This window comes from Ruegeria sp. O4, from assembly GCF_056535125.1.
The window spans coordinates 35,182-61,427 of sequence record NZ_JBQERO010000022.1 but is presented as its reverse complement, the minus strand read 5'-3'; the positions used below and the strand labels follow the sequence as shown (position 1 = coordinate 61,427).

Annotated in this window: 22 protein-coding genes; 3 read left to right on the top strand and 19 right to left on the bottom strand. The window is 58.5% G+C overall.

Going from position 1 to position 26,246, the window contains the following annotated elements; translation table 11 throughout:
* The 10 genes from ACR0J7_RS18120 to rplJ all read right to left on the bottom strand — a co-directional run.
* The coding region (locus tag ACR0J7_RS18120; protein ID WP_036223564.1) for a GTP-binding protein at positions 1-91 on the bottom strand (91 nt) is incomplete at its 3' end.
* 60 nt (positions 92-151) lie between these two features.
* Positions 152-2,269 carry an elongation factor G gene (gene fusA, locus ACR0J7_RS18115; protein WP_480484702.1) on the bottom strand — a complete coding sequence of 706 codons (2,118 nt, stop codon included), beginning with the start codon at positions 2,267-2,269 and terminating at the stop codon, positions 152-154.
* Between the two features lie 18 nt (positions 2,270-2,287).
* The gene (gene rpsG, locus ACR0J7_RS18110; protein WP_039529242.1) at positions 2,288-2,758 is read right to left on the bottom strand and encodes a 30S ribosomal protein S7; all 471 of its coding nucleotides are present in this window, start codon (positions 2,756-2,758) and stop codon (positions 2,288-2,290) included.
* Between the two features lie 15 nt (positions 2,759-2,773).
* On the bottom strand, positions 2,774-3,145 hold the full coding sequence (rpsL, locus tag ACR0J7_RS18105) for a 30S ribosomal protein S12 (RefSeq protein ID WP_005621086.1): 372 nt from the start codon (positions 3,143-3,145) through the stop codon (positions 2,774-2,776).
* A gap of 435 nt (positions 3,146-3,580) precedes the next feature.
* A complete protein-coding gene (locus tag ACR0J7_RS18100; RefSeq protein ID WP_480484704.1) occupies positions 3,581-4,450 on the bottom strand; it encodes a DMT family transporter in 870 nt (289 codons plus the stop codon).
* Between the two features lie 138 nt (positions 4,451-4,588).
* Positions 4,589-5,368 carry a hypothetical protein gene (locus ACR0J7_RS18095; RefSeq protein WP_480488901.1) on the bottom strand — a complete coding sequence of 260 codons (780 nt, stop codon included), beginning with the start codon at positions 5,366-5,368 and terminating at the stop codon, positions 4,589-4,591.
* Between the two features lie 211 nt (positions 5,369-5,579).
* Positions 5,580-9,821: a DNA-directed RNA polymerase subunit beta' gene (gene rpoC / locus ACR0J7_RS18090; RefSeq protein ID WP_480488900.1), complete on the bottom strand. Its 4,242-nt coding sequence runs from the start codon at positions 9,819-9,821 to the stop codon at positions 5,580-5,582.
* Between the two features lie 106 nt (positions 9,822-9,927).
* Complete coding sequence (rpoB, locus tag ACR0J7_RS18085; RefSeq protein WP_267365333.1) at positions 9,928-14,064, bottom strand: DNA-directed RNA polymerase subunit beta; 4,137 nt, start codon at positions 14,062-14,064, stop codon at positions 9,928-9,930.
* Between the two features lie 250 nt (positions 14,065-14,314).
* Positions 14,315-14,692 carry a 50S ribosomal protein L7/L12 gene (rplL, locus tag ACR0J7_RS18080; RefSeq protein WP_209507787.1) on the bottom strand — a complete coding sequence of 126 codons (378 nt, stop codon included), beginning with the start codon at positions 14,690-14,692 and terminating at the stop codon, positions 14,315-14,317.
* Between the two features lie 79 nt (positions 14,693-14,771).
* Complete coding sequence (gene rplJ, locus ACR0J7_RS18075; RefSeq protein ID WP_209507785.1) at positions 14,772-15,290, bottom strand: 50S ribosomal protein L10; 519 nt, start codon at positions 15,288-15,290, stop codon at positions 14,772-14,774.
* Positions 15,291-15,737: 447 nt separating this feature from the next.
* Here rplJ and ACR0J7_RS18070 point away from each other — a divergent pair, with 447 nt between their 5' ends.
* The gene (locus ACR0J7_RS18070) at positions 15,738-16,508 is read left to right on the top strand and encodes a class II glutamine amidotransferase (RefSeq protein ID WP_480488896.1); all 771 of its coding nucleotides are present in this window, start codon (positions 15,738-15,740) and stop codon (positions 16,506-16,508) included.
* A 57-nt stretch (positions 16,509-16,565) separates the two neighbouring features.
* Here ACR0J7_RS18070 and rplA read toward each other — a convergent pair whose 3' ends face one another.
* Both rplA and rplK read right to left on the bottom strand, forming a co-directional pair.
* Positions 16,566-17,264, bottom strand: coding sequence for a 50S ribosomal protein L1 (gene rplA / locus ACR0J7_RS18065; RefSeq protein ID WP_209507781.1), 699 nt, complete (start codon positions 17,262-17,264; stop codon positions 16,566-16,568).
* 1 nt (position 17,265) lies between these two features.
* Entirely contained in the window at positions 17,266-17,715 is a 450-nt protein-coding gene (gene rplK / locus ACR0J7_RS18060) for a 50S ribosomal protein L11 (RefSeq protein WP_010440985.1), read from the bottom strand.
* 197 nt (positions 17,716-17,912) lie between these two features.
* On the opposite strand from rplK, the gene ACR0J7_RS18055 reads away from it, so the two are divergent.
* Both ACR0J7_RS18055 and ACR0J7_RS18050 read left to right on the top strand, forming a co-directional pair.
* A complete protein-coding gene (locus tag ACR0J7_RS18055) occupies positions 17,913-18,065 on the top strand; it encodes a hypothetical protein (protein ID WP_480492731.1) in 153 nt (50 codons plus the stop codon).
* 97 nt (positions 18,066-18,162) lie between these two features.
* Complete coding sequence (locus tag ACR0J7_RS18050) at positions 18,163-19,374, top strand: peptidoglycan-binding domain-containing protein (RefSeq protein ID WP_480484695.1); 1,212 nt, start codon at positions 18,163-18,165, stop codon at positions 19,372-19,374.
* 281 nt (positions 19,375-19,655) lie between these two features.
* Here ACR0J7_RS18050 and ACR0J7_RS18045 read toward each other — a convergent pair whose 3' ends face one another.
* From ACR0J7_RS18045 to ccoG, 7 genes are all read right to left on the bottom strand, one after another.
* Positions 19,656-20,765: a sugar-transfer associated ATP-grasp domain-containing protein gene (locus tag ACR0J7_RS18045; RefSeq protein ID WP_480560548.1), complete on the bottom strand. Its 1,110-nt coding sequence runs from the start codon at positions 20,763-20,765 to the stop codon at positions 19,656-19,658.
* A 156-nt stretch (positions 20,766-20,921) separates the two neighbouring features.
* On the bottom strand, positions 20,922-21,455 hold the full coding sequence (nusG, locus tag ACR0J7_RS18040; RefSeq protein WP_209507773.1) for a transcription termination/antitermination protein NusG: 534 nt from the start codon (positions 21,453-21,455) through the stop codon (positions 20,922-20,924).
* A 195-nt stretch (positions 21,456-21,650) separates the two neighbouring features.
* Positions 21,651-21,848, bottom strand: a complete 198-nt coding sequence (gene secE / locus ACR0J7_RS18035) for a preprotein translocase subunit SecE (protein WP_170427365.1) — start codon at positions 21,846-21,848, stop codon at positions 21,651-21,653.
* A 99-nt stretch (positions 21,849-21,947) separates the two neighbouring features.
* The gene (ccoS, locus tag ACR0J7_RS18030; protein ID WP_209507770.1) at positions 21,948-22,106 is read right to left on the bottom strand and encodes a cbb3-type cytochrome oxidase assembly protein CcoS; all 159 of its coding nucleotides are present in this window, start codon (positions 22,104-22,106) and stop codon (positions 21,948-21,950) included.
* Positions 22,107-22,111: 5 nt separating this feature from the next.
* Entirely contained in the window at positions 22,112-24,289 is a 2,178-nt protein-coding gene (locus ACR0J7_RS18025) for a heavy metal translocating P-type ATPase (protein ID WP_480915178.1), read from the bottom strand.
* A gap of 3 nt (positions 24,290-24,292) precedes the next feature.
* A complete protein-coding gene (locus ACR0J7_RS18020) occupies positions 24,293-24,751 on the bottom strand; it encodes a FixH family protein (RefSeq protein ID WP_480915176.1) in 459 nt (152 codons plus the stop codon).
* A gap of 2 nt (positions 24,752-24,753) precedes the next feature.
* Complete coding sequence (ccoG, locus tag ACR0J7_RS18015; RefSeq protein WP_480871445.1) at positions 24,754-26,181, bottom strand: cytochrome c oxidase accessory protein CcoG; 1,428 nt, start codon at positions 26,179-26,181, stop codon at positions 24,754-24,756.
* Positions 26,182-26,246 lie beyond the last annotated feature (65 nt).

Below are 26,246 nucleotides of genomic sequence, written 5' to 3'. Positions count from 1 at the left end.
CTGCGGTCAGCGTCGTCTTGCCGTGGTCAACATGCCCAATCGTGCCGATGTTGACGTGCGGCTTATTACGCTCAAACTTTTCCTTTGCCATGATGGCCTCCTTTTTCTGTAATGAAGGGAGCCCCGGAACGGCGCTCCCTCAAATCGTCGCTTATGCGTATTTCGCCTGGATCTCGTCCGAGATGTTCTGCGGAACCGGATCGTAGTGGTCGAACTGCATGGTGAACTGGGCGCGGCCCGACGACATCGAACGCAGGGTGTTGATGTAGCCGAACATGTTCGCCAGCGGAACAAACGCATCGATCGCGATCGCGTTGCCGCGCGGTTCCTGACCAGACACCTGGCCCCGACGCGAGGTCAGGTCGCCGATGATACCGCCGGTGTATTCTTCCGGGGTGATCACTTCGACCTTCATGATCGGTTCCAGCAGCTTCGCGCCAGCTTTGCGCATGCCTTCACGCATACACATACGGGCCGCGATTTCGAACGCCAGAACGCTCGAGTCAACGTCGTGGAACTTACCGTCCAGCAGGGCAACCTTGAAGTCGATCACGGGGAAGCCAGCCAGAGGGCCGCTGTCCATGACCGAGTTGATGCCTTTTTCAACACCGGGGATGTATTCCTTCGGAACGGCACCACCAACGATGCGGCTTTCGAACGAGTAACCTTCGCCTGCCTCAGTGGGCTGGATCTCCAGCTTGACTTCGGCGAACTGACCCGAACCACCCGACTGTTTCTTGTGGGTATAGGTGTGTTCGACCGGCATCGAGATGGTTTCACGATAAGCCACCTGAGGCGCACCGATGTTGGCTTCGACCTTGAACTCGCGCTTGAGACGGTCCACCAGGATGTCCAGGTGAAGTTCGCCCATGCCCTTCATGATGGTCTGACCCGATTCCAGGTCGGTTTCCACGCGGAAGGACGGGTCTTCGGCGGCCAGACGGGCCAGACCCTGAGACATCTTTTCCTGGTCGCCCTTGGTTTTGGGCTCGACCGCGATCTCGATCACCGGATCGGGGAAGGTCATGGTTTCCAGAACCACCGGATCCTTCGCATCGCACAGAGTGTCACCGGTGGTGGTGTCTTTCAGACCCGCCAGCGCGATGATGTCGCCTGCAAACGCTTCTTCGATCTCTTCCCGGTTGTTGGAGTGCATCATCATCATACGACCGATGCGCTCTTTCTTGCCTTTGGTCGAGTTCAGGATCGAGTCGCCCTTGTTCATGGTGCCCGAGTAAACGCGGGTGAAGGTCAGCGAACCAACGAAGGGGTCGTTCATGATTTTGAACGCCAGACCCGAGAAGGCCATGTCGTCATCGGCACGACGTGCGATGTTACGAACTTCTTCCTCGTCGCCGGGTTTGAAGCCCATGTAATCAACAACGTCCAGCGGGCTGGGCAGATAGTCGATCACAGCGTTGAGCAGCGGCTGAACGCCTTTGTTCTTGAACGCCGAGCCACCCAGAACGGGAACGAAATGCAGCGCCAGCGTGCCTTTGCGCAGCAGTTTGCGCAGGGTCGGAACGTCGGGCTCTTCGCCTTCCAGATAGGCCATCATCGCGTCGTCGTCTTCTTCGACGGCCGCTTCGATCATCTTGCCGCGCCATTCGTCAGCCATGTCTTTCAGGCTGTCGCGGATCGGAGCTTTGACCCAGCTTGCACCAAGGTCTTCGCCCTGCCACAGCCACTCTTCCATGGTGACCAGATCAACCAGGCCTTCCAGCTCGGTTTCGGCACCGATCGGAATACCAACCGGAACAGCGCGTGCGCCGGTGCGGTCTTCGATCATGCGAACGCAGTTGAAGAAGTCTGCGCCGATCTTGTCCATCTTGTTGACGAAAACCATACGCGGAACCTTGTAGCGGTCAGCCTGACGCCACACGGTTTCGGTCTGGGGTTCAACACCGGCGTTTGCGTCCAGAACGCAGACGGCACCGTCGAGAACCGCCAGCGAGCGTTCGACTTCGATGGTGAAGTCAACGTGGCCGGGGGTGTCGATGATGTTCAGGCGGTGCTTGGGGGTATCGGCGGTCTGACCGTCTTCGGTGCGTTCCCAGAAGGTGGTGGTCGCAGCCGAAGTGATGGTGATGCCGCGTTCCTGCTCCTGCTCCATCCAGTCCATGGTGGCTGCACCATCGTGCACCTCACCGATGTTGTGGGATTTACCAGTGTAATACAGGATACGCTCCGAGCAGGTGGTCTTACCTGCGTCGATGTGCGCCATGATACCGAAGTTACGGTATAGTTCGAGCGGATATTCGCGTGCCATTTGGATAAGCCTCTGGGATTACCAACGGTAATGGCTGAAGGCTTTGTTCGCCTCGGCCATCTTGTGGGTGTCTTCGCGCTTCTTCACGGCGGTACCGCGGGACTGTACAGCGTCCAGCAGTTCACCGGCGAGGCGTTCTTCCATGGTGTTTTCATTGCGGCCACGCGCAGCGGTGATCAGCCAGCGGATGGCCAGTGCTTCGCGGCGCTCGGGGCGGACTTCGACCGGAACCTGATAGGTTGCACCACCAACCCGGCGCGAGCGAACCTCGACCGACGGTTTGATGTTGTCGAGTGCTTCGTGGAACACTTCGACGGGCGCGCGCTTGATCTTGTTCTCAACGCGGTCAAACGCGTTGTAGACGATGCGCTCGGCGACCGACTTCTTGCCGTCGATCATCAGGTTGTTCATGAATTTGGTCAGAACCTTATCGCCAAACTTGGCGTCAGGCAGGACTTCGCGTTTTTCGGCGGCGTGACGACGTGACATATCAGCCTCTCCTTCTTACTTGGGACGCTTCGCGCCGTATTTCGAACGGCGTTGCTTACGGTCTTTGACGCCCTGAGTATCCAGAACACCGCGCAGGATGTGGTAACGCACACCGGGAAGGTCTTTCACACGGCCGCCACGGATCAGAACAACCGAGTGTTCCTGAAGGTTGTGGCTTTCACCGGGGATGTACGAGATGACCTCGAATCCGTTGGTCAGGCGCACCTTTGCAACCTTACGCATAGCCGAGTTCGGTTTCTTCGGTGTGGTGGTGTAAACACGTGTGCAGACACCGCGCTTCTGCGGGCACTGCTCCAGGTGCATGGACTTCGAGCGTTTTACTTTGGGCTGCCGCGGTTTGCGGATCAGCTGTTGAATAGTTGGCATTCCGGTTTCTTCCCCGTTTTGCAACACACATGACATGCACGCGGGCTGCGTGCGGCTAACTTCGCTGCGCTTATGCGTCCACAAGCGCAAAACCCACGAGCGTTCCCATTCCGAGGTGAACGTCGCGGTTGTTTCTCAGAGGGCGCGAACTGCAAAATTGTCCGGGCCTTGACCAGCTCATTACTGGAATCGGCTATGGGGCGGCCCCCGTCACCGAGATGACGCGCGTAATAGGGGGAGTCGGCCCGAGTGTCAACAGCACGATACCGGTTGCCCGGCAATAGGCTGATCCGGGCCGTGCCGAAGTGGGTGCGCGGGCTTTACCGGGTTCATAAAACCGCCCTGCACCAGAAGTGCCAATGCCGAACCAAGCCCGCAACCGGAGGCTGGGTTTCGCCTTCGGATAACCAGTGTTCAGAGCCGTGTCACGCAGGTTCACGCCGCTTCCCGACGCGCGCGTTCCCGGAACAGCGTAAACAATCCGGCGGCCACGATAAGTGTCGCACCCAGCATGGTCAGACCGTCAGGCCATTCATCGAATACGGCCCAGCCCAACCCCAGGGCCCAGATCAGGCTGGAATAGCGAAACGGCGCGATGAACCCGACATCGCCCTGACGCATGACCATGACGCTGAACAGATAGCCCATCAGGACGAACACGGCCGCCGCCGCAACCAGAGAACCCGCAGCGCCGGAAACCGGAACCCATCCTTCAAACACCGATGCAATGGCTGCGGCCACCGTGATTGAGAGAGAGGTCGCCAACGTCACCACCATTGACGGAACCTGGGGCGACATGCGTCGCGTCACCAGATCGCGAACCGTGATCGAAGCCACTGCGATCAGCGCGTAGATGGAATACAGGCTGAAGCCGTCAGGACCGGGTCTGACGATCAAAACCATGCCGCCAAAACCAATGGCAATCGCCAATATGCGCCGCCAGCCCACCTGTTCGGAGAAGACCAGCGCCGCGCCCAGCGTCACGGTCAGGGGCAGCGCCTGCAGAATGGCCGTCACATTGGCAAGCGGCATGTTCTTGAGCGCTGTCAGGAAAAAGAAGGTGGCCGACAACTCGGCCAGACTGCGCAGCGCAACCAGCAACCGGTCGTGGTTTGAGAAATTGAGGTGCAGCGCCCCCAGATAACGGGCAAGACCGTAGACAAGGAAAACGGCCAGGACGCCCCGCATGGCCACCAGTTGGAACAATGGCAGATCCCGAAGCGCGACCTTGACCAAAGTGTCGTTCAGGGTGAAGGCCGCCATGCTGCCCATCATCAGCAAGGCACCTTTGGTGTTTGGGTTCATGTCAGATTTGGCCCTGCGCAGAGTGATCGGGCCATTGGCCCAATCGGACAGCCGCCTGTCAACGCATCAAATCAGATCAGCGCAAGAATTACGCTCCGACGCGTGCAGAGCGTGTCGAAACCACCCGCTGAACCTGTATCAGAGACCGGAGACCCGACCGCCTCCGATCCCTTCCACAGCCACCCCGGCGCTGAGCGTGTACGTTGCGATCAACCCGCCGGACATGTCCAGAACGCCAAGCTGGTTTCCGTTCTGAAGCGCAACATAAAGCTCGCGGCGTTTGGAATTGATGCCAAGGCCAAAGCGTTCGATCTGCACCGCTGCGCCGACCGATGGATTGGTCGCCCGGATTGTCCTTAGGACCGTGCCGTTCAAATCCACCTCGGCGATCAGGCGATTGCGGATGAACAGCACATAAAGCGTGCCGGTCGTTTCATCAAAGGCCAGCCCGCCAATCGGCCCCTGTGGCTGGCTGAGGGTTATGTTGCGCACAAATTGCCCGTCGCGGGTCAGTTCCGCGATCATCACCCCGTTCGGATGGTCGAGGAACAAATGCCCGTCGCTTCCCCGAAGGGCCAACCCGCATTCCTTGATGGGAAACTCGTCAGGTGTGATGCCACCGCATCCGGCCGGAACCCGCTGTGCCGCAAAGGTACGCAGGACACGGCCATTTCGGTCCAACTCCTGTAGTTGGGTGCCGGGAAGATTGCGCAGGAAGATCCGCCGTCGCGGCTCATCATAAGCCAACCCGACGATCGATCCGGAGATCGGGATCAGGCGCGTCGTGCCGTTCGGGATCACGATCTCACGCGATGGCTGGCCCGGTGGCATCCCCACATAGGCATAGTCCGTGCAGGCGGCCATCAGGCCCAGACCGAAAACCGAAAATACGCGCGACAACTTTGTGACAGCTCTCATCATCCACCCCCGTCACCTGTGTGAACTCATGGCGGATGGTAGCACAGTTTAGGCTAAACCAGAAAAACCCTACTGTTATTGCAGGTCTCATACGGCGAGCGCGATATTCCAGTGGTCTGGAACCGCCTTAAGCGTGGTGCGCGTTTCAGCCCTGCAAAAACGAAAGGCCCCGCGAAATCGCGGGGCCTTCCTAAACTTGTCAATCGGGCGATTACTCGCGGCTTTCGGGTGTTTCCACCAGAACGTCCAGCTCATCCCCGACCAGATCATCATCCATGATCGGCGCAGCCAGGGCAGCGGCCGCTTCGGCCTCTTCCCGGCGGGCTTCGATCACCACATTGTCGCGCGACTGCGCGATGTGGCGGACGGCCTGCGTGGCCCCACCGGTACCGGCGGGGATCAGGCGACCAACGATGACGTTCTCTTTCAGGCCGACCAGCTTGTCCTTTTTGCCCTGCACGGACGCTTCGGTCAGTACGCGGGTGGTTTCCTGGAACGACGCCGCCGAGATGAACGAACGCGTCTGCAACGAGGCCTTGGTGATCCCCAGAAGGATCGGCTCGCCCTGTGCCGGACGACCACCGCGGGCGATGGTCTTTTCGTTGGCTGCGTCGAACTCCTGCTTGTCGACATGTTCGCCTTTCAGCAGGGTGGTGTCGCCTGAATCTAGGATCTCCCACTTCTGCAGCATCTGGCGCACGATGACTTCGATGTGCTTGTCGTTGATCTTCACGCCTTGCAGACGATACACATCCTGCACTTCGTCGATCATGTAGTTCGCCAGCGCCTCGACACCCATGATGGACAGGATGTCATGCGGGGCCGGGTTACCGTCCATGATGTAGTCGCCCTTCTGTACGAAGTCGCCTTCGACAACAGGGATGTGCTTGCCCTTGGGTACCATGTACTCGATGGGTTCCAGTGACTCGTCAGCCGGTTCGATGCTGATGCGGCGCTTGTTCTTGTAGTCGCGGCCAAAGCGCACGTAACCATCGGCTTCTGCGATGATCGCGTGATCTTTCGGACGGCGGGCTTCGAACAGTTCGGCCACACGCGGCAGACCACCAGTGATGTCTTTGGTCTTGGCACCTTCACGCGGAATACGCGCAACAACGTCACCGGCTTCGATCTTCTGGCCATCTTCGACCGACAGGATCGCATCCACCGACATCGGATAGTGAACCGGGTTGCCCGCATCGTTGCGGACCGGTTCGCCATCGTCACCGACCAGAATGATCTCGGGCTTGAGGTCGCTGCCACGGGGGGCGGCGCGCCAGTCGATCACGATCTTCTGGGTCATGCCGGTTGCTTCGTCGGTCTCGTCACGGACGGCAAGGCCCGAAACCAGATCGACGTATTTGGTGGTACCGGCTTTCTCGGCGATGATCGGCAGGGTGTAGGGATCCCATTCGAACAGCTTGTCGCCGCGGGCCACCTTGGTGCCTTCCTTGACGAACAGCTTGGAGCCGTAGCCCAGCTTGTGGCTGGCGCGCTCTTCGCCGTGATCGTCCTTGATCACCAGCTTCATGTTGCGGCCCATGACAAGGCTTTCGCCTGCGGCATTGACCAGGATCTGCGGGTTCTCGAAGGATACGACGCCAGCCTGGCTGGCTTCCTGGAACGACTGCTGACCACCTTGCGCAACACCACCGATGTGGAAGGTCCGCATCGTCAGCTGTGTACCGGGTTCACCGATGGACTGGGCGGCGATGATGCCGACAGCCTCACCCGTGTTCACCATGGTACCGCGAGCAAGGTCACGACCGTAGCAGGTGGCACAGACGCCTTCCTCAGACTCGCAGGTCAGAGGTGAGCGGATGCGGGTCGACTGAACGCCCGCTTCGTCGATGGTGTCTGCCATACGTTCGTCGATCAGCTGACCAGCCGCAACAAGCACCTCATCCGTACCCGGACGCAGGATATCGTCAGCCGCCACACGGCCCAGGATACGCTCGGCCAGCGAGGCGACAACCTCACCATCGTTGACCGCAGCTTCGGCAGTGATTGCGCGCTCGGTGCCACAATCGATCTCACGAACGATGCAGTCCTGCGCCACGTCCACCAGACGACGGGTCAGGTAACCCGAGTTCGCCGTCTTCAGAGCGGTATCCGACAGACCCTTACGGGCACCGTGGGTCGAGTTGAAGTATTCAAGAACGGTCAGACCTTCCTTGAAGTTCGAGATGATCGGCGTCTCGATGATGTCACCGTTCGGCTTGGCCATCAGGCCGCGCATACCGCCCAGCTGTTTCATCTGAGTGACCGAGCCCCGCGCACCGGAGTGGGCCATCATGTAGACCGAGTTCGGTTCCATGTCAGACCCGTCTTCGGCCTTGGCGACGTTCGAGATGGTGCTCATCATCGCCTCGGTGACGCGGTCGTTACACTTCGACCAGGCATCGACAACCTTGTTGTACTTTTCACCCTGAGTGATCAGGCCGTCCATGTACTGCTGTTCGAAGTCTTTCACCTGATCGCGGGTGTCATCAACGATGCCCCACTTGTCGTCTGGAATGACCATGTCGTCCTTGCCGAACGAGATGCCCGCCCTGAACGCTTCTTTGAAGCCCATCGACATGATCTGGTCACAGAAGATAACCGACTCTTTCTGGCCGCAGTAGCGGTAGACGGTGTCGATCACCTGCTGCACTTCTTTCTTCCGCAGCAGGCGGTTGACCAGATCGAACGGTGCCTTGTTGTTCATCGGCAGCAGGGCACCCAGACGCAGACGGCCCGGAGTGGTTTCATAGCGCTTCTGAACTTCGTTGCCTTCTTCGTCGATCTGCGTGATCCGCGCGGTGATTTTGGTGTGCAAATGCACCTCACCCGCATCCAGCGCGTGCTGAACTTCGTCGATCGAACCAAAGACCTTGCCTTCGCCCGGCATGCCCGCACGTTCCAGCGACACATAGTACAGACCCAGGATCATGTCCTGCGACGGAACGATGATCGGCGCGCCGTTTGCAGGCGACAGAACGTTGTTCGTCGACATCATCAGAACACGGGCTTCCAGCTGTGCCTCAAGGCTCAGCGGGACGTGAACGGCCATCTGGTCGCCGTCGAAGTCGGCGTTGAAGGCCGAACAGACCAGCGGGTGCAGCTGGATCGCTTTGCCTTCGATCAGGACCGGTTCGAACGCCTGAATGCCAAGACGGTGCAGCGTCGGCGCACGGTTCAGCATGACAGGGTGTTCACGGATCACCTCGTCGAGGATATCCCAAACTTCGGGACGCTCTTTCTCGACCAGTTTCTTCGCCTGTTTCACGGTCGAAGACAGACCTTTGGCTTCAAGGCGCGAGTAGATGAACGGCTTGAACAGCTCCAGCGCCATCTTCTTGGGCAGACCACACTGGTGCAGCTTAAGCTCCGGACCGGTCACGATGACCGAACGGCCCGAGAAGTCGACGCGTTTCCCCAGAAGGTTCTGACGGAAGCGACCCTGCTTGCCTTTCAGCATGTCCGACAGCGATTTCAGCGGACGCTTGTTGGCGCCGGTGATCACCCGGCCACGACGGCCGTTGTCAAACAGAGCATCCACGGATTCCTGCAACATCCGCTTTTCGTTGCGGACGATGATGTCAGGCGCGCGCAATTCGATCAGACGCTTCAGACGGTTGTTCCGGTTGATCACGCGGCGATAGAGATCGTTCAGATCCGACGTCGCGAAACGGCCACCATCCAGCGGAACCAGCGGACGCAGTTCCGGCGGGATGACCGGGATCACGGTCATGACCATCCATTCAGGCCGGTTGCCCGACTCGAGGAAGGATTCAACAACCTTCAGACGCTTGATGATCTTCTTGGGCTTCAACTCGCCTGTGGCTTCGGCCAGATCAGCGCGCAGCTGTTCGGCTTCGGCTTCCAGATCGATCTGGGCCAGCATCTCACGGATGGCTTCGGCACCGATATTGGCGGTGAACGCGTCCATGCCAAAGGCATCCTGCGCATCCATATACTCTTCTTCGGTCAGCATCTGGCCGTAGGTCAGGTCGGTCAGACCGGGCTCGATGACGACATAGTTTTCAAAGTACAGAACGCGTTCCAGATCGCGCAGCGTCATGTCCAGCATCAGACCGATGCGGGACGGCAGCGATTTCAGGAACCAGATATGTGCAACGGGCGCGGCCAGTTCGATGTGGCCCATACGCTCGCGGCGGACTTTCTGCAGGGTGACTTCCACACCGCATTTCTCGCAGACAACGCCGCGATACTTCATCCGCTTATATTTGCCGCACAGACATTCGTAATCTTTGATCGGGCCAAAGATACGCGCGCAGAACAGACCGTCACGTTCGGGCTTGAACGTCCGGTAGTTGATGGTTTCGGGTTTCTTGATCTCGCCATAGGACCAAGACAGAATCCGTTCGGGCGACGCCAGCGAGACTTTGATTTCGTCAAAGACCTTCGGGGGCGTCAGCGGGTTGAACGGGTTGTTGGTGATTTCCTGGTTCATCTCTTTACCTCAGAGTTAGAGGGTGCGGGGGTCACGCAGTGCCGGGCTGAAGCCCGGCCTACGCCGGATCAGATGGTAGGCCGGGCTTCAGCCCGGCATCCCTTCGTCACTCATCGACCTCCGCATCCAGGAGTTCCATATTCAGGCCGAGGCCGCGGACTTCTTTCACCAGAACGTTGAACGATTCCGGTACGCCCGCTTCAAAGTTATCCTCGCCCTTGACGATCGACTCATAGACCTTGGTCCGGCCGGCGACGTCATCCGATTTCACGGTGAGCATCTCCTGCAGAGTGTAGGCGGCGCCGTAAGCTTCCAGAGCCCAGACTTCCATCTCACCAAAGCGCTGACCACCGAACTGCGCCTTACCACCCAGCGGCTGCTGGGTAACCAGGCTGTAGGGCCCGGTCGAACGCGCGTGGATCTTGTCGTCCACCAGGTGGTGCAGTTTCAGCAGGTACTTGATGCCCACGGTCACCGGACGTGCAAATTGCTCACCCGTACGACCGTCGAACAGAACCGACTGACCGCTTTCCGAGAAGCCCGCACGCACCAGTGCGTCGTTGACGTCAGCCTCTTTGGCACCGTCAAAGACCGGGGTTGCGATCGGAACACCGCGGGTCACGTTGCCCGCTGCCTCAATCAGCGTTTCCTCGTCCATGCCAGTGATGCCTTCTTCGTAGACATCTTCGCCATAGGCCAGCTTCATCGCCTCGCGCACCGGGGTCAGGTCGCCGGAACGGCGGTATTCACCCAGAGCTTCATCGATGTTCAGACCCAGACCGCGCGCGGCCCAACCCATGTGGGTTTCAAGGATCTGACCGACGTTCATACGCGAAGGCACACCCAGCGGGTTCAGACAGAAGTCGACCGGGGTCCCATCGGCCAGGAACGGCATGTCTTCCATCGGAACAACCTTGGAGATCACACCTTTGTTCCCGTGACGACCGGCCATCTTGTCGCCCGGCTGCAGCTTGCGCTTCACGGCGATGAAGACTTTGACCATCTTCATCACACCCGGCGGCAGGTCGTCGCCACGGCGGACTTTCTCGACCTTATCCTCGAAACGGGCGTCCAGAGCGCGCTTTTGCACTTCGTATTGCTCGTTCAGGGCCTCGACGATCTGTGCGTCCTGCTCGTCTTCCAGCGCCAGCTGCCACCATTGACCACGGGTCAGGGTGTCCAGCAGATCCTCGGTGATCACCGACCCTGCCTTGACACCTTTCGGGCCTTTGACAGCGGTTTTACCCAGGATCAGACCTTGCAGACGCGCATAGATGTTGCGGTCAAGGATCGCCAGCTCGTCGTCCCGGTCACGGGCCAGACGTTCGACTTCCTCACGCTCGATCTGCAGCGCACGCTCGTCTTTCTCGACACCGTGACGGTTGAAGACGCGAACCTCGACGACCGTACCGTAATCGCCCGGCTTCACGCGCAACGAGGTGTCGCGCACATCAGATGCTTTTTCACCAAAGATGGCGCGCAGCAGCTTTTCTTCCGGGGTCATCGGGCTTTCGCCCTTCGGAGTGATCTTGCCGACCAGAATATCGCCCGGCTCAACATCCGCGCCGATGTAAACGATGCCCGCCTCGTCGAGGTTGCGCAGCGCTTCTTCACCGACGTTGGGGATGTCGCGGGTGATCTCTTCCGGGCCCAGCTTGGTGTCACGGGCGGCGACTTCGAATTCCTCGATATGGACCGAGGTAAAGACGTCGTCACGCGCGATACGTTCCGAGATCAGGATCGAGTCTTCGTAGTTGTAACCGTTCCACGGCATGAACGCGACGACCACGTTCTTACCCAAGGCCAGTTCACCCATATCGGTCGACGGACCGTCGGCAATGACCTCGCCCTTCTGGACGGTGTCACCCACCTTGATCAGCGGACGCTGGTTGATGCAGGTGTTCTGGTTCGAGCGCTGGAACTTACGCAGACGATAGATGTCAACGCCAGCGTCACCCAGTTCCAGATCCTCGGTGGCACGGATAACGATACGCTGGGCATCGACCTGGTCGATGATGCCGGCGCGTTTCGCCTGAATCGCAGCGCCTGAGTCGATTGCGACCTTCTCCTCGATCCCGGTACCGACCAGCGGTGCCTCGGCCCGCAGCAGCGGAACCGCCTGACGTTGCATGTTCGAGCCCATCAGAGCGCGGTTGGCGTCGTCATTTTCAAGGAACGGAATCAGCGATGCCGCGACCGAAACCAGCTGTTTCGGCGACACGTCGATCAGGTCCACATTCTCGCGCGGGGCAAGGGTGTAGTCGCCTGCCTGACGGGTCGAAACCAGATCGTTGATGAACTTGCCGTTCTTATCCAGCGTCGCGTTCGCCTGCGCCACGGTGTGACGCATTTCCTCGGTCGCGGACATGTAGTGAACCTCATCGGTCACCTCGGCGTCCTTGACGACGCGGTAAGGTGTTTCGATGAAGCCATACTTGTTCACGCGGGCGAAGGTGGCCAGCGAGTTGATCAGACCGATGTTCGGGCCTTCCGGCGTTTCAATCGGGCACATCCGGCCATAGTGGGTCGGGTGCACGTCGCGCACTTCAAAGCCCGCACGCTCACGCGTCAGACCACCGGGGCCAAGCGCCGAAAGACGGCGTTTGTGGGTGACTTCCGACAGCGGGTTGGTCTGGTCCATGAACTGCGACAGCTGCGACGAGCCGAAGAATTCACGCACAGCAGCAGCAGCCGGTTTCGCGTTGATCAGGTCCTGCGGCATGACGGTGTCGATCTCGACCGACGACATACGCTCTTTGATCGCGCGCTCCATGCGCAGCAGACCGACGCGGTACTGGTTTTCCATCAGTTCACCGACCGAACGCACACGACGGTTGCCGAGGTGGTCGATATCGTCCACGTCGCCTTTGCCGTCGCGCAGTTCGACCAGAGCCTTGACGCAGGCCACGATGTCTTCGCGGCGCAGGGTACGCAGGGTATCCGGCGCGTCCAGTGCCAGGCGCATGTTCATCTTCACGCGGCCAACGGCGGACAGGTCATACCGCTCGCTGTCGAAGAACAGGGTGTCGAACAGGGCCGACGCCGCTTCGACGGTGGGCGGTTCACCCGGACGCATGACGCGGTAGATATCCATGAGCGCGCTTTCGCGGTTCATGTTCTTGTCCTGCGCCATGGTGTTGCGCATGTAGGGTCCGACATTGACGTTATCGATGTCGAGAACCGGAATATCGGTGATGCCCGCGTCGATCAGTTCCTTCGCGGTACCGCCGATCAGGTCGCCATCCTTGTCATATTCCAGCGTCAGTTCGTCACCGGCTTCGACATAGATCGCGCCGTTTTCTTCGTTGATGATGTCCTTGGCGACAAACTTGCCAACGATGTGATCGAACGGAACCAGCAGTTCTGTGACGGTGCCCTCGTCGATCAGCTTCTTGACCGCGCGCGGGGTGACTTTTTTGCCTGCCTCGGCAATCACCTCACCTGATTTCGCGTCGATCAGGTCATAGGTCGGACGGGTGCCGCGAACACGCTCGGGGAAGAACGGCGTGACCCAGCCCTTCTTCTTGTCCAGCTTGTAGGACACGGTTTTGTAATACGCGTCCATGATCGCTTCCTGATCCAGACCCAGCGCATAAAGCAGGGTTGTCACAGGCAGTTTGCGGCGGCGGTCGATACGGGCGAACACGATATCCTTGGCATCAAACTCGAAGTCCAGCCAGCTGCCGCGATACGGGATGATGCGGCAGGCAAACAGCAGCTTGCCCGAGGAATGGGTTTTACCCTTGTCGTGGTCAAAGAACACACCGGGCGAGCGGTGCATCTGGGAGACGATCACACGCTCGGTGCCGTTGACGACAAAGGTGCCGTTCGGGGTCATCAGGGGCATGTCGCCCATGAAGACATCCTGTTCCTTGATGTCTTTTACCGATTTCGCGCCGGTGTCCTCATCAACATCGAACACGATCAGGCGCAGGGTAACCTTCAGCGGTGCGCTGTAGGTCATGTCGCGCTGCATGCACTCTTCGACGTCGTATTTGGGTTTCTCCAGATCGTATTTCACGAACTCCAAAACAGAGGTTTCGTTGAAATCCTTGATCGGGAAAACCGATTGGAACACGCCTTTGATGCCTTCGCCGTCTGTGGGCTGTTCTGCATCGCCGGAGCGCAGGAAAAGATCATAAGAAGATTTCTGTACCTCAATGAGGTTCGGCATCTCCAGTACTTCGCGGATTTTGCCGTAATATTTACGAAGACGTTTCTGGCCAAGGAACGTTTGAGCCATGTCAGATGTCACCTTTCGATGTTCTCAGCGGGCAAAGACACCGTCGGGCCCCGGCATCTTGCACAATCGAGACAACACGTCCGGATCAATTCGTGGCCACCGTCCCGAAGGCGGCCTCCCGATCCGAAAACCGTGTCTTAGAAAACGCCCCATTCCGTGAGGCCCTTTCTAAGACAGGTTCGGCTGGACCCGGATTTCTCCGGATCCAGCCAAAATTTTCGGCGCATCAGCGATGCGCCTGAGACCAGGCTTAGGCCAGCTCGACTTCGGCGCCAGCTGCTTCCAGCTTGGCTTTGACGTCTTCGGCTTCGTCTTTCGACACGCCTTCTTTGATCTTGCCGCCGGCTTCGACCAGTTCCTTGGCTTCTTTCAGGCCCAGACCGGTGATGCCGCGAACTTCTTTGATCACGTTGATTTTCGAAGCGCCGGCGTTCTTCAGAACGACGTCGAATTCGGTTTTTTCTTCCTCAGCTGCGCCACCGGCGTCGCCACCAGCTGCTGCGACCATTACGGCGCCGCCAGCTGCGGGCTCGATGCCGTATTCGTCTTTGAGGATGGTTTTCAGTTCTTGTGCTTCCAGCAGGGTCAGACCCACGATGCTTTCTGCGAGTGCTTTCAGATCAGCCATTTTATCAGCTCTTTCCGTTTACAATGTGTGTTCCAACGTCAGGGTAGGTACCCTACGCAGATCATTCAGTGCCAACCGCTTACGCAGCTTCCGCCTTCTCTTCGATGGTGGAAAGGATGCTTGCGATATTGCTTGCAGGTGCGCCAATCGCGCCGGCGATGTTCGAAGCAGGTGCGCCAATGCAGCCCACGATCGAAGCAATAAGCTCCTCGCGAGACGGCATTTTCGAAACGGCTTCAACGCCTTTGCGGTCCAGAGCGTTCTCGCCCATTGCACCGCCGAGGATTTCAAATTTCTTGTTATCCTTGGCGAAGTCCTCGGCCACCTTGGCTGCTGCCACGGGGTCCTCGGAATAGGTCAGAACGGTCATCCCTGTCAGCAGGTCGGCCATGCTTGCACACGGCTTACCCTCGAGGGCGATTTTGGCGAGCCTGTTCTTGGCAACACGCACGGAGCCACCCGCGTCACGGGCACGTGCGCGAAGGTCCTGCATCTCGGCAACTGTCAGACCGGCGTAGTGGGCAACCACTACGACGCCAGAGCTTTCGAAGATTTGGCCGAGTTCCTCGACCACTTTCTCTTTCTGGGCTCTATCCACAGTTCTCTCCAAGTTAGGGGTGAGTTCTCACCCCGGCTCATATTTGCCGCGGCTTGCGCCCCGGCGTTCAGGTCCGTTGTTACGGGATTGGCCAAAACTCGCCCGAGGGTGGGACCCTCAGAATTCTTTGGTCTTACCCGTCTCAGGCAGGGAATTAAGGGGCCATATGGCACCACCCACCGTCTTGGACGAAACAAAATAAAGCGCACGACGAATCGCACGCTTTATTCCGCAGGTCTACTTAGGACAGATGGCCGGGGTTTCCAAGAGGTAAATTGGGATTAATCAGACGCAACAAGGGATGACCAGAACCACAAGATTAAGTGCGGTGACGAGCAATTGATTTGGTCGAATTTCAGGGCTGAGCGCAAAATAGTTCGTGACATTGTTCCAAGTTCAAGACTATAACCCGACAATTTTTCTCAGAAACAAGAAGAATCTGAACAAATGTGCAGAATTGCCGCCTATTGCGGACCAAGTATCCCGCTTGAAAACATCGTCATCCGGCCCCAGCATTCCTTGCTGGAGCAAAGCCAGCACGCGGCCGAAGCTAAACTTGCCGTCAATGGCGATGGCTTTGGTATGGCCTGGTACGCAGACCAGGATCGCCCCGGCCTGTACAGGGATGTCCTGCCCGCGTGGTCGGATGGTAACCTGGTCGATCTTTGCAGGATGATAAAATCCTCGCTGTTTCTGGCCCATGTCCGCGCGTCGACGTTCGGCGAAGTGTCGCGCGCAAACTGCCACCCTTTCACGTTTGGCAAATGGTCCTTCATGCATAATGGCCAGATTGGCGAGTTCGGGCGTTTGCGAAGACGGCTTGAATCCTCACTGCCGGACGAACTTTATGCGGCGCGGCGCGGGTCGACGGATTCAGAGCTTCTGTTTCTGCTCCTGCTGGCAAACGGGCTGGATGATGCGCCGCAGGACGCTGTTGTCGCAACTCTGCGTCAGATCGATGCGCTTGACGGTCATCGGACGCAACCGGATCGCATGGCCGTCGCCTTTTCGGATGGGCAGAACCTGTATGCCTTTCGGTATTCCAGCGATCAGCGCAGCCCGTCCCTGTATTTCGGGGAAGGTCTGGACCACGGCGGCAAGGTCATTGCGTCCGAGCCGCTGGACAAGGGCACAGGAAAATGGACGCCCATTGAAGACCGGAGCTTCTTCACCCTGACCGGAGATACAGCCAGCCACACCGCGTTGCCGTTCAGTTAAACGAAAACGGGCGGTCCGTTTGGACCGCCCGCAACATTGCTTTGACGAAGATCAGACTTATTCGCCCGAAGCTTCTGCCACATCAACGGTCACGCCGGGGCCCATGGTCGAGCTCAGCGCGATTTTCTTCATGTAGGTGCCTTTGGCACCCGACGGCTTGGCCCGGGCAACAGCCGAGACGAAGGCGCGAATGTTTTCGACCAGCTTGGCTTCGTCAAACGACGCTTTACCAACACCTGCGTGTACAACGCCGCCTTTTTCCGCCTTGAACTGAACTTCACCGCCTTTGGCTGCTTCCACGGCTGCTTTCACGTCCATGGTCACGGTGCCAACCTTGGGGTTCGGCATCAGGTTGCGGGGGCCCAGAACCTTACCCAGACGACCGACGATCGGCATCATGTCCGGGGTTGCAATGCAGCGATCAAATTCGATGGTACCGCCCTGAATGGTTTCCATCAGGTCTTCTGCGCCAACGATATCCGCGCCTGCTTCTTTCGCTTCGTCAGCCTTCGCGCCACGTGCGAAGACAGCAACGCGCATGTCTTTGCCTGTTCCGTTCGGCAGGCCGACAACGCCGCGCACCATCTGGTCTGCGTGACGGGTGTCAACGCCCAGGTTCATCGCGATTTCGATAGTCTCGTCGAATTTCGAAGTTGCATTGGCTTTGACCAGGGCAACAGCTTCGTCCACCGACAGGTTTTCCTTGCCAGCGACGGCTTCGCGCGCAGCGCGGGTACGTTTACCGAGTTTTGCCATCTTACTTCACCTCGATGCCCATGGAGCGGGCCGAGCCCAGGATGATCTGCATTGCGCCTTCGACGTCGTTGGCGTTCAGATCTTTCATTTTGGCTTCGGCGATTTCACGAACCTGCTTGGAGGTCACGGTTGCCACGGTCTCGCGACCTGGGTTTTCCGCGCCGCGGGGGCGGTTACGCTTACCGACCGGCTTAAGACCAGCAGCTTTTTTCAGGTAATAAGACGCGGGCGGCGTCTTGATGTCCATGGTGAAGGACTTGTCCTGATAGTAGGTGATCACGGTCGGGCACGGCGCGCCGGGCTCCATATCTGCGGTCTTGGCGTTGAACGCCTTGCAGAATTCCATGATGTTGATGCCGCGCTGACCCAGCGCCGGACCAACTGGCGGCGACGGGTTCGCCTGACCTGCAGGAACCTGCAGTTTCATTGTACCAGCAAGCTTCTTGGCCATTTGGTTTTCCTTTCAACTAGGGTGAAACGCGTCTCACCCGGATTTTGTTGCGTGGTCCGGCCCGGGATCGCGACCCCGGTAACCTCCCACGAGAGAATCTCGCCCGAAGACGATAGAGGCGGCGTTTACAGGGGATCATGGGGGTTGGCAAGTGGCCTGCCTTTCAATTCGGGATCACCGAATCGAGTTTAAAGTCGATGACCAACATCATTGAAACCCGTGGGCAAGAAACTGCCACCCTTTCCGGCCAACCCAAGGAGTTACAAGTCGGCATGAACCCCAAGGTATCACTGGATGTTAAAGGCTTAAATCGCTTGAGCAATATCGGCGAATCCGTCGCTTGGCGGTAATCCCCTCAGGGCGTCGATCTTTGAAGTAGTATAAATGACCGAGCCATGCCGTAGCTGTGCTATACTTGGGCAGAACAAATTTGTTCGGAGGTTCGTCATGATATTTCGTTTATTAACTACTCTAATCGCTGCGCTGTCTTTTGCAGCGGCCGTTCCCCAGACCGCGCGGGCCGATGCGGGCGACTTTATCGGCGGTGCTGTCGTTGGCGGGGTCGTCGGATACGCGATCGGCAAAGACCAGCAAAAGAAAAAGTCCCGGTCTTCGAGCCAGACCTACCGGTCGGGCATTCCATCGACCTCGCAAGGGGCGCAAACGCAGACCGCGCTCAACTATTTCGGCTATAACGCCGGGCGTGTCGATGGGCAGGTCGGGCATGGAACCCGGTCGGCGATCGAACGCTACCAGGTGTCCATGGGCTATCCTGTGAATGGCTATGACTTCCAGCCCTATCAGTATGACTTTCTGATGCAGGCCTATTACTGGGCGACAAGCGGTGGGCAGGCGGCAACCCAGCTTTCGGGTCAACCGCTTTTGATGGCCTATCGCCAACAGGTGCAAACCGGCTCTGCCTTGGCGGCTGCACCTCAGACCCAGGCACCGGCCATCCCGGTTATCACGCCTCAACAGGCCGAACCCGCAACAAGCGCCACTGAAACCACGACAGCCAGCCTGCCGAGCCTGTTTTCCGGCGGAACCGGAGGCCCGTCGCTGGCCAATCGGTGCAGCGGGGTCATGCTGCAAACGTCGACCAATGGCGGCTATACGACCCTGTCTAACATGTCCGATCCTGACTTTGCGCTCAGCGAACAATTCTGCCTTGCCCGCAGCTATGCGATGGCACAGGGCGAAGAGCTGATGCAGGGCATTCAGGGTCTTACACCCGATCAGGTCGCAGACCAGTGCGCCGCCTTTGGCGACATGTTGGCACCGCAAGTTGACGCGCTGTCTATCAACTCGAAATCAGAGGCTGAAACCCAGGTGCGCAAGCTTGCCTTGGATTCGGGTCTTAGCCCTGCTGATCTTGCCGCAACCAGCAAGGTCTGCCTTGCGATGGGATATCGTCAGGACAACATGGATACCGCAGTTGGGTCTGCGCTGATGCTGGTTGCCATGGGTGAACCCGCATACGGAGAACTGGTCGGTCACCATCTGCGCGAAGGCTTTGGTGTTCAGGCGCGCCGCGATCTTGCGATGCAATGGTATGATGCAAGCCTTTCGGCGCTGGATGCCGGGTCGCAGGCGGTCTTCCTGCCGTCCCAGACCGACCGCCCGCAGCTTTTGCGCGCAGCCATGGTTCAGTCGCAGTAAGCCCAAACGCGAAACGGCGTCGAGACTCCGCGTCTTAAACTAAACCGCCGCGGTGCCAAATGCACCGCGGTGTTACGCTTCCAAAATCAAAAAAGAACCCGGCCTACAAAAGGCACTGCGTTCTGGTCAGCAAAAGCTTGCTGGGCGTTCTTTGGGGCGAACTATTACTGGCTGTACGCCCCTCTGGCTTATCACAATGACCTGACACAAGAATACGAGCCCTGAAATCACGTGCGAGTGGAACTTATCCGACAACGTTGAAGGCCGCATTCGCCAATATTCTAGAATTTCACATTGTGTTTGCTAAAGAACTCTTTCATTTTTTCGTCGAGAAACCCTTTACCAGTCGCAATTTGCACAAGTTCAAAAGCGCAGCCATTGTTCACTTCAACCACAACCGGGCCATTCTCTGTAAGAGCGATATCCGTTGATCCAAAGTGATTTTCTGCGTGCAACAAAGCGATTTCTTGGTTCAGCTTTTTCAGTTCAGCCCAGAATGGCAGTTTTTCACCAATAAGAGTGCGGTCGCATTCCGGCAGAGAGCTAAGTTCAACTCGGCGACCGTCTTCAACTGAGGCTATGGCCTTAACCTCGCCGGTTTCCGGGTTCAGGTTGCAAAGAAGGTTGCCGGGCCGCCAGAAGTTGTCCGCAACATTCCCCGCAAGGGGCAGCTTTAGCATTGTAAACGGAACGGAAAGTTGATTGTCGTCGATAATGTTCAAACTGCGCACGGTCGCAATAGCGTCGGTAATACCGTCAAAAAAACCATGTGGTTTCAGACAGTCCTGAAAGATGTAGGGGATTTCACCAAGTGTCGAATTTGCGAAGTCCTCGTAGGTTTGAGGTTCCTGCCCGTCCAGAATGACATGCGTATCAGTGTGCCCCGAAATGCGCATGGCACCTGCGCTCCACATCCCGACGATAGGTTTCGCGAAAACCGAGCATGACCCGTGGGTCGAAAAGAAGGACTTCAAGTCTTCGGCGTTTGTCAGTTTTGGCGTTCCACCGAACTGGCGCGCGCTGCGATCAAAGACAGCCAAAGTTTTCGGCACGGGCAGCCTGTTGTGTTCGAGGAAACACGCAGACAACCATTTGTCTTCGGTGAGGGCCTGCCATTGACTGTTGTTGCAAGCATTTACAAGCGGCCAGTGGACATGAGATGAAACGAACTCCTCACGCTCAATATCAGACCAACGCTCCCGATCATAAAGCTCGTAAAGAAAGTACTCGTAAAACCTCAGCTTTCCGCGTTTCTTGCGAAGCTTGAAAAAGTCAAAGGCCAGCGAAAATGGACTTCTCCCGGTCCGTCGAGCAACTTCGACAAGAAGACTGGAAACATTGGGTGCTTCTTTGCTTTTGACGGCCAACACATCTTGCGCAAAAGCTGTCATTTTCTAGTAATCCCTCAATTGTCGCCGTTCTGGAAATAATCAACAAATTGTGTCGATACTTTGGCGCAGGTAGATCGTTGTGCTTTCTGCGGCACAGATACGAAAACGCCGCTATGCTTTCACATCGCGGCGTTTCGAATTTCTCTGGAAGCGCGCTTAGCTCTGCTTCGTGACCTGAGTAAAGTCCAGCTCAACTGGGGTTTCGCGGCCAAAGATCGAGACCGATACTTTCAGCTTCTGCGCTTCGTCGTCCACGCCTTCGACCATGCCGTCGAAATCCTCGAACGGGCCGTCGTTGACCTTGACCTTCTCGCCGATCTCGAAGGTGATCATCAACTTGGGCGCTTCTTCGCCTTCCTGAACGCGGTTGAGGATCTGGTTCACCTCGGCGTCGCGCATCGGCATCGGGCGGCCCTGCGGACCCAGAAAACCGGTGACGCGGTTGATCGAGTTGATCAGGTGATAGCCCTGATCCGACATTTCCATATGCACCAGCACGTAACCCGGCATAAAGCGGCGTTCGGTGGTGACCTTCTTGCCCCGGCGCACTTCGATCACCTCTTCGGTGGGCACCAGAACTTCGTCGATATCGTTCTCAAGGCCCTGTTCAGCCACCGACGTGCGGATCTGCTCTGCGATCTTCTTTTCGAAATTCGAAAGAACGCTGACCGAGTACCACCGTTTCGCCATGAACCTGTCGTCCTTGTTTGTCTTCGGGGTATCACATCTTGCGGACACACCCGTCATTTAAATCCTATCACGTCATCCGGAATAAAAAGCGGCGCGTGACCCGAATCGCCACACGCCCATTCCGAATATGCGTCACCTACTCTGACATCGCGCGAGGTGCAAGGGGCAGTCGCAATTGCCCCCGCCTGAACCGGCTTAGCCGAAAGCGCCCAGAATCAGCTGAAGGCCGCCCCGGATACCCAGATCGACCAAAGCAAAAAACACAGCTGTCAGCGCCGCCATGATGAAGACCATGACCGTGGTCAACAGCACTTCGCGCCGGGTCGGCCAGACGACCTTGGAAACTTCGGCACGGACTTGCTGAATGAACTGGATCGGGTTGGTGGTGGCCATTTGGCGTGTTCTCTCTGCTTGCGGATGGGCCGGACATAGCCGGGCATTGCGGCAATTTCAAGGGCGCTTGGATGAACTCTGTGCGTATCGGGCGATTGGTCAGGGTTTGGGTTTGTCGTCCCACTCGTCACTCAGGATGCGGCGCGCGTCGCCATCGGGGTCTTCGTACTGATTGGAACGAACGGTATAGATAAAGGCGACCAGACCAACGCCCCCCAGAAACAGGGAAATCGGGATCAGATAGGCAAGCACTTCCATCAGGGTTACCTCAGCCGCAATGCGTTCAGCGATACGGTAATCGACGAGGTCGACATCGCCAAGGCCGCGATCAGCGGTGTCGCCAGTCCGATCACGGCCAGCGGAACGGCAATCACGTTGTAAACGGTTGCGATCTGAAAGTTCTCGCGGATGCGACGGGTGGCCTTGATGGCCGTATCGCAGGCATCCGCGATGGGCAGAAGGTCATTGCCCAGAAGAACGATGTCCGAGGCAACCCGCGCCGCATCCAGCGCCGAGGCCGGAGAGATCGACACATGTGCCGCCGCCAAAGCAGCCGTATCGTTCAGGCCGTCCCCTACCATCAGAACTTTGCGGCCCTGGCCCCTGAGGTCCTGAATGCGCTGTGCTTTGTCCTGCGGCAAAGCCTCGGCGACCCAATCCGTTATTCCCAGCTTCTCGGCCAATGATTGCACGGCACCCATCGAATCCCCTGAGATCAGCAGCACGTGCTTGCCTGACGCGCGCAACGCTTCCACTGCCTCGTCCGCGCCCGGACGCAGCGCGTCCGAGAAACGGAATGCTAGGGGCGCATCGTCGCCAATTGCAAGCCAGGCGGACGTTTCCGCGCCCTGCTGTGCGCCAACCCATGCGGCCCGGCCCAAACGAACAGGTTGACCGCGGTATTCCCCTTCGGTGCCGTATCCCGGCACTTCGGTTATGTCCCGGACGTTAGCCGGTTTGATCCCGGCCTGTCGCGCGGCCTTTGCCAATGACACGGACAAGGGATGCGCAGAGGCCTCGGCCAGGGCCAGAGCAACCTCGACCTGTGCGCGGGCGTGGTCGCCAAGATTGACCAGTTCCGGCGCCCCCGAGGTCAGTGTGCCCGTCTTGTCGAAAACCACGGTGTCGGTCTCGGACAACCGTTCGAGCGCGGTTGCGTGCTTGATCAGCATACCCTTGCGGAACAACCGGCCCGAGGCAGCGGTGGTCACTGCTGGAACAGCCAGACCCAAGGCGCAGGGACAGGTGATGATCAGAACCGCTGCGGCAATGTTCAGAGCGGTGCGCAAATCGCCCGAATAGATGTACCACCCCACAAAGCTGAGCGCCGAAAGGATGTGGACACCGGGCGCATAAAGCTTGGCGGCCTTGTCGGCCAGCGAGGTATAGCGGGACCGCCCCGATTCAGCGATGGCCACCAGATCCGCCATCCGGTGCAGCGACGTATCCTGACCCACTGCTGTGGCGCGCAGGGTCAGCGGTCCTGTCAGGTTGACCTCGCCCGCGCTGACCAACTGGCCGGCTTCGGCAAACACCGGCAGGGTTTCCCCCGTCAACAGCGAACGGTCCAGTTCGGACTGACCAGACACGATCTGACCGTCCACCGGCATTCGGCCACCGGGGCGCACAAGGATCAGATCACCGACCTTCAGATCGGCCACCGCAACTTCGGCCTCCACCCCGTCCACGATACGGATCGCGCGCGGCACTTCCAGAGCGGTGAGCTCTTCTGCGGCGGATCGGGCTGCGGCGCGGGTGCGGTAATCAAGATACCGGCCCGCCAGCAGGAAGAAAGTCAGGGTCAGCGCGGCATCGAAATAGGCGTGCTCTCCGCTCAGTGCGGTCTCCCACAGGGAGGTGACCAGCGCCAGCAGGATCGCCAGCGTGATCGGCACATCCATGTTCAGCCGCCGCACCCGCAGGGCGCTCCAGGCGTTGGCAAAGAACGGTTGCGCCGAGAAGGCAATGGCAGGCAGCGCGATTGCAGCGGAAATCCAGTGGAACATGTCGCGCGTCGCGTCTGTTGCACCGGACCAGACCGACACCGACAACAGCATCACGTTCATGGATGCGAACCCGGCGACGGCCAGTCGCATCAGCAGGTCACGCCCCGCCTTGTCCGCCTGTGTTGCCGACAAAGCGCCGGGGTCAAGCTCGTGCGCTTCGAAACCTGCCCGTTCAAGCACCGGGATCAGATCGGCCGCGCGGGTTTCCGGCGCGGCTTTGATCATCGCCCGTTTCAGAGTCAGGTTGACCCGCGCGTCTTCGACACCAGGATGGGCGTTCAGTTCACGTTCGACCGTCGCGATACAGGCCGAGCAGTGGATGCCCGGCAGCGACAAGGCAATCTGCACATCTTCCGGAATCGGGCGCGCGGGTTCTGCTGGTGCTGCCAGACACCCCGGACAGGCCGCCGTACCGGATGAAAGCTGCGCCGTCATCGGCTACCCTTTCACGTACAGCGGAACGCGCTGCGAAAACTCGGCGCCACTGCCATCACGCGCGACCAACCGGATATTCCAGTTGCCCTTGCCCAGCGTGGCAGGTGTGGCATAGGCCGCGCCGTCAAAGGTGAAATTCGGTGCAAAATCGTCCCGCACATGGGTTGCGCGGCCAACCACCGCCTGCAATTCGCTGACCTGAACCGGTGCACCGGTCGCGTCCGTAATATGCAGGATCAGAAGGCCACCTTTGGTTTCTGCCCGAACCGTCCAGCCCAATGCCTGCTGCTCTTTCAGGCGATCGTTGAACTCCTGGCTGGCAACGTAGGAATTCTTGACCTCCAGCCCGGGAAACGTCTTCACCGCATTATAAGCCAGCACAAGGTTCACCGCGATGATCACGCCAAAGGCACCGACAAACACCGCCAGAGCGTGCTTTCCGGTGAATTTACGTTCGGCCATGATCAGTTCCCCCGTCCGTTGAACGTGGTGTCTTTGTAAGCGCGTTCGCCGCTGCTGAGGTCTTCGACCCAGATCCGCACTGGTGTCGCTTCTGCTGCCGCCGGACCGCTGTCACGGGATGCCACGATGTATACACGGGTCAATTGTGCCGTATCCGCCGTGACATTCACAGTATCGATCTTGGTTCCCTCAATTTCCAGTCGCATCGACGGATCGCCCGCCAGAGACAATTTGAACAGGCGGTCCTCGCCGTGCTTGTTGCGCAGTCTGACATCATAGGTGTTCCGAATGGTGCCGTCTGACAGGGTGACAAAGGTCGGGTTGCGCACGGGCGCTACGGTCAGATCGATGTCAGAGCGAATGAACAGGGCGAACAGCAGCGCAAACCCCACCAGTGACCACAACGAGGTGTACAGGATCGTGCGGGGCCGGAAGATATGCTTCCAGATATTCTTGGGCGGCTGGCCTGCGCGTTCGCGCGGCTCGTCGCTGAGCGCCATATAGTCGATCAGCCCGCGTGGTTTGCCGATCTTGGCCATCATGTCATCACACGCGTCGATACACAGGGCACAGGTGATACATTCAAGCTGCTGACCATCCCGGATATCGATTCCGACAGGGCAGACATTCACGCAGGCCATGCAGTCGATGCAATCCCCCAACTCTGAATCGGCTGTCCGCTTGCCTTTGCCGCGCGGCTCACCACGCCATTCGCGGTATCCTACGACCAGCGTGTCTTCATCCATCATCGCGGCCTGAATGCGCGGCCAAGGACACGCGTAGATACAAATCTGTTCGCGGGCGAACCCGCCGAAAAAGAAGGTCGTACCAGTCAGAACCAGCATCGTCGTGTAAGCGATGGGATGTGCGTTACCCGTCACAAGATCGCGGAGCAGCGTCGGCGCATCCGCAAAATAAAACACCCAGGCGCCGCCGGTGGCCAGACCGATCAGGAACCAGGTTACCCATTTCGTCACCCGGAGCCGCGCCTTGCGGAAATCCAGCTTTTCCTGACGATGCAGGCGCAGACGGGCGTTCCTGTCGCCTTCGATCCAGCGCTCGACCAGAATGAAAAGGTCAGTCCAGACCGTTTGCGGGCAGGCATAACCGCACCAGACCCGCCCAAGTGCAGATGTGAACAGAAACAGACCCAGCCCCGCCATGATCAGCAGGCCCGCCACGAAATAGAACTCGTGCGGCCAGATTTCGATCCAGAAGAAATAGAAGCGCCGGTTTGCCAGATCCAGCAGCACGGCCTGATCCGGCAGGCTGGGGCCGCGATCCCATCTGATCCAGGGCGTTACATAGTAAATGCCCAGTGTCACGATAAGGATGATCCATTTCAGGTTCCGAAATGGCCCGGAAACGCGTCTCGGAAAGATCGGTTCTCGTGCGGCGTATAGGCTGGGGGTGGGGTTGGAATCGCTCACAGGCTGGCTCCGGTACTGGCTCTTCTGAGTGTGTGTTCTTCCAGATCACGCGCATAGCAACTTTG

Bases quoted from the DNA above. Each gene is read 5' to 3' on its own strand.
- ACR0J7_RS18050 (WP_480484695.1), top strand. From the start codon at position 18,163: ATGATATTTCGTTTATTAACTACTCTAATCGCTGCGCTGTCTTTTGCA.
- ACR0J7_RS18070 (WP_480488896.1), top strand. From the start codon at position 15,738: ATGTGCAGAATTGCCGCCTATTGCGGACCAAGTATCCCGCTTGAAAAC.
- rpoB (WP_267365333.1), bottom strand. From the start codon at position 14,064: ATGGCTCAAACGTTCCTTGGCCAGAAACGTCTTCGTAAATATTACGGC.
- rplL (WP_209507787.1), bottom strand. From the start codon at position 14,692: ATGGCTGATCTGAAAGCACTCGCAGAAAGCATCGTGGGTCTGACCCTG.
- ACR0J7_RS18020 (WP_480915176.1), bottom strand. From the start codon at position 24,751: ATGGCCGAACGTAAATTCACCGGAAAGCACGCTCTGGCGGTGTTTGTC.
- ACR0J7_RS18055 (WP_480492731.1), top strand. From the start codon at position 17,913: ATGACCAACATCATTGAAACCCGTGGGCAAGAAACTGCCACCCTTTCC.
- ACR0J7_RS18025 (WP_480915178.1), bottom strand. From the start codon at position 24,289: ATGACGGCGCAGCTTTCATCCGGTACGGCGGCCTGTCCGGGGTGTCTG.
- rplK (WP_010440985.1), bottom strand. From the start codon at position 17,715: ATGGCCAAGAAGCTTGCTGGTACAATGAAACTGCAGGTTCCTGCAGGT.
- fusA (WP_480484702.1), bottom strand. From the start codon at position 2,269: ATGGCACGCGAATATCCGCTCGAACTATACCGTAACTTCGGTATCATG.
- rpsG (WP_039529242.1), bottom strand. From the start codon at position 2,758: ATGTCACGTCGTCACGCCGCCGAAAAACGCGAAGTCCTGCCTGACGCC.
- secE (WP_170427365.1), bottom strand. From the start codon at position 21,848: ATGGCCACCACCAACCCGATCCAGTTCATTCAGCAAGTCCGTGCCGAA.
- ACR0J7_RS18100 (WP_480484704.1), bottom strand. From the start codon at position 4,450: ATGAACCCAAACACCAAAGGTGCCTTGCTGATGATGGGCAGCATGGCG.
- ACR0J7_RS18095 (WP_480488901.1), bottom strand. From the start codon at position 5,368: ATGAGAGCTGTCACAAAGTTGTCGCGCGTATTTTCGGTTTTCGGTCTG.
- rpoC (WP_480488900.1), bottom strand. From the start codon at position 9,821: ATGAACCAGGAAATCACCAACAACCCGTTCAACCCGCTGACGCCCCCG.
- ACR0J7_RS18045 (WP_480560548.1), bottom strand. From the start codon at position 20,765: ATGACAGCTTTTGCGCAAGATGTGTTGGCCGTCAAAAGCAAAGAAGCA.
- rpsL (WP_005621086.1), bottom strand. From the start codon at position 3,145: ATGCCAACTATTCAACAGCTGATCCGCAAACCGCGGCAGCCCAAAGTA.
- nusG (WP_209507773.1), bottom strand. From the start codon at position 21,455: ATGGCGAAACGGTGGTACTCGGTCAGCGTTCTTTCGAATTTCGAAAAG.
- ccoS (WP_209507770.1), bottom strand. From the start codon at position 22,106: ATGGAAGTGCTTGCCTATCTGATCCCGATTTCCCTGTTTCTGGGGGGC.
- rplA (WP_209507781.1), bottom strand. From the start codon at position 17,264: ATGGCAAAACTCGGTAAACGTACCCGCGCTGCGCGCGAAGCCGTCGCT.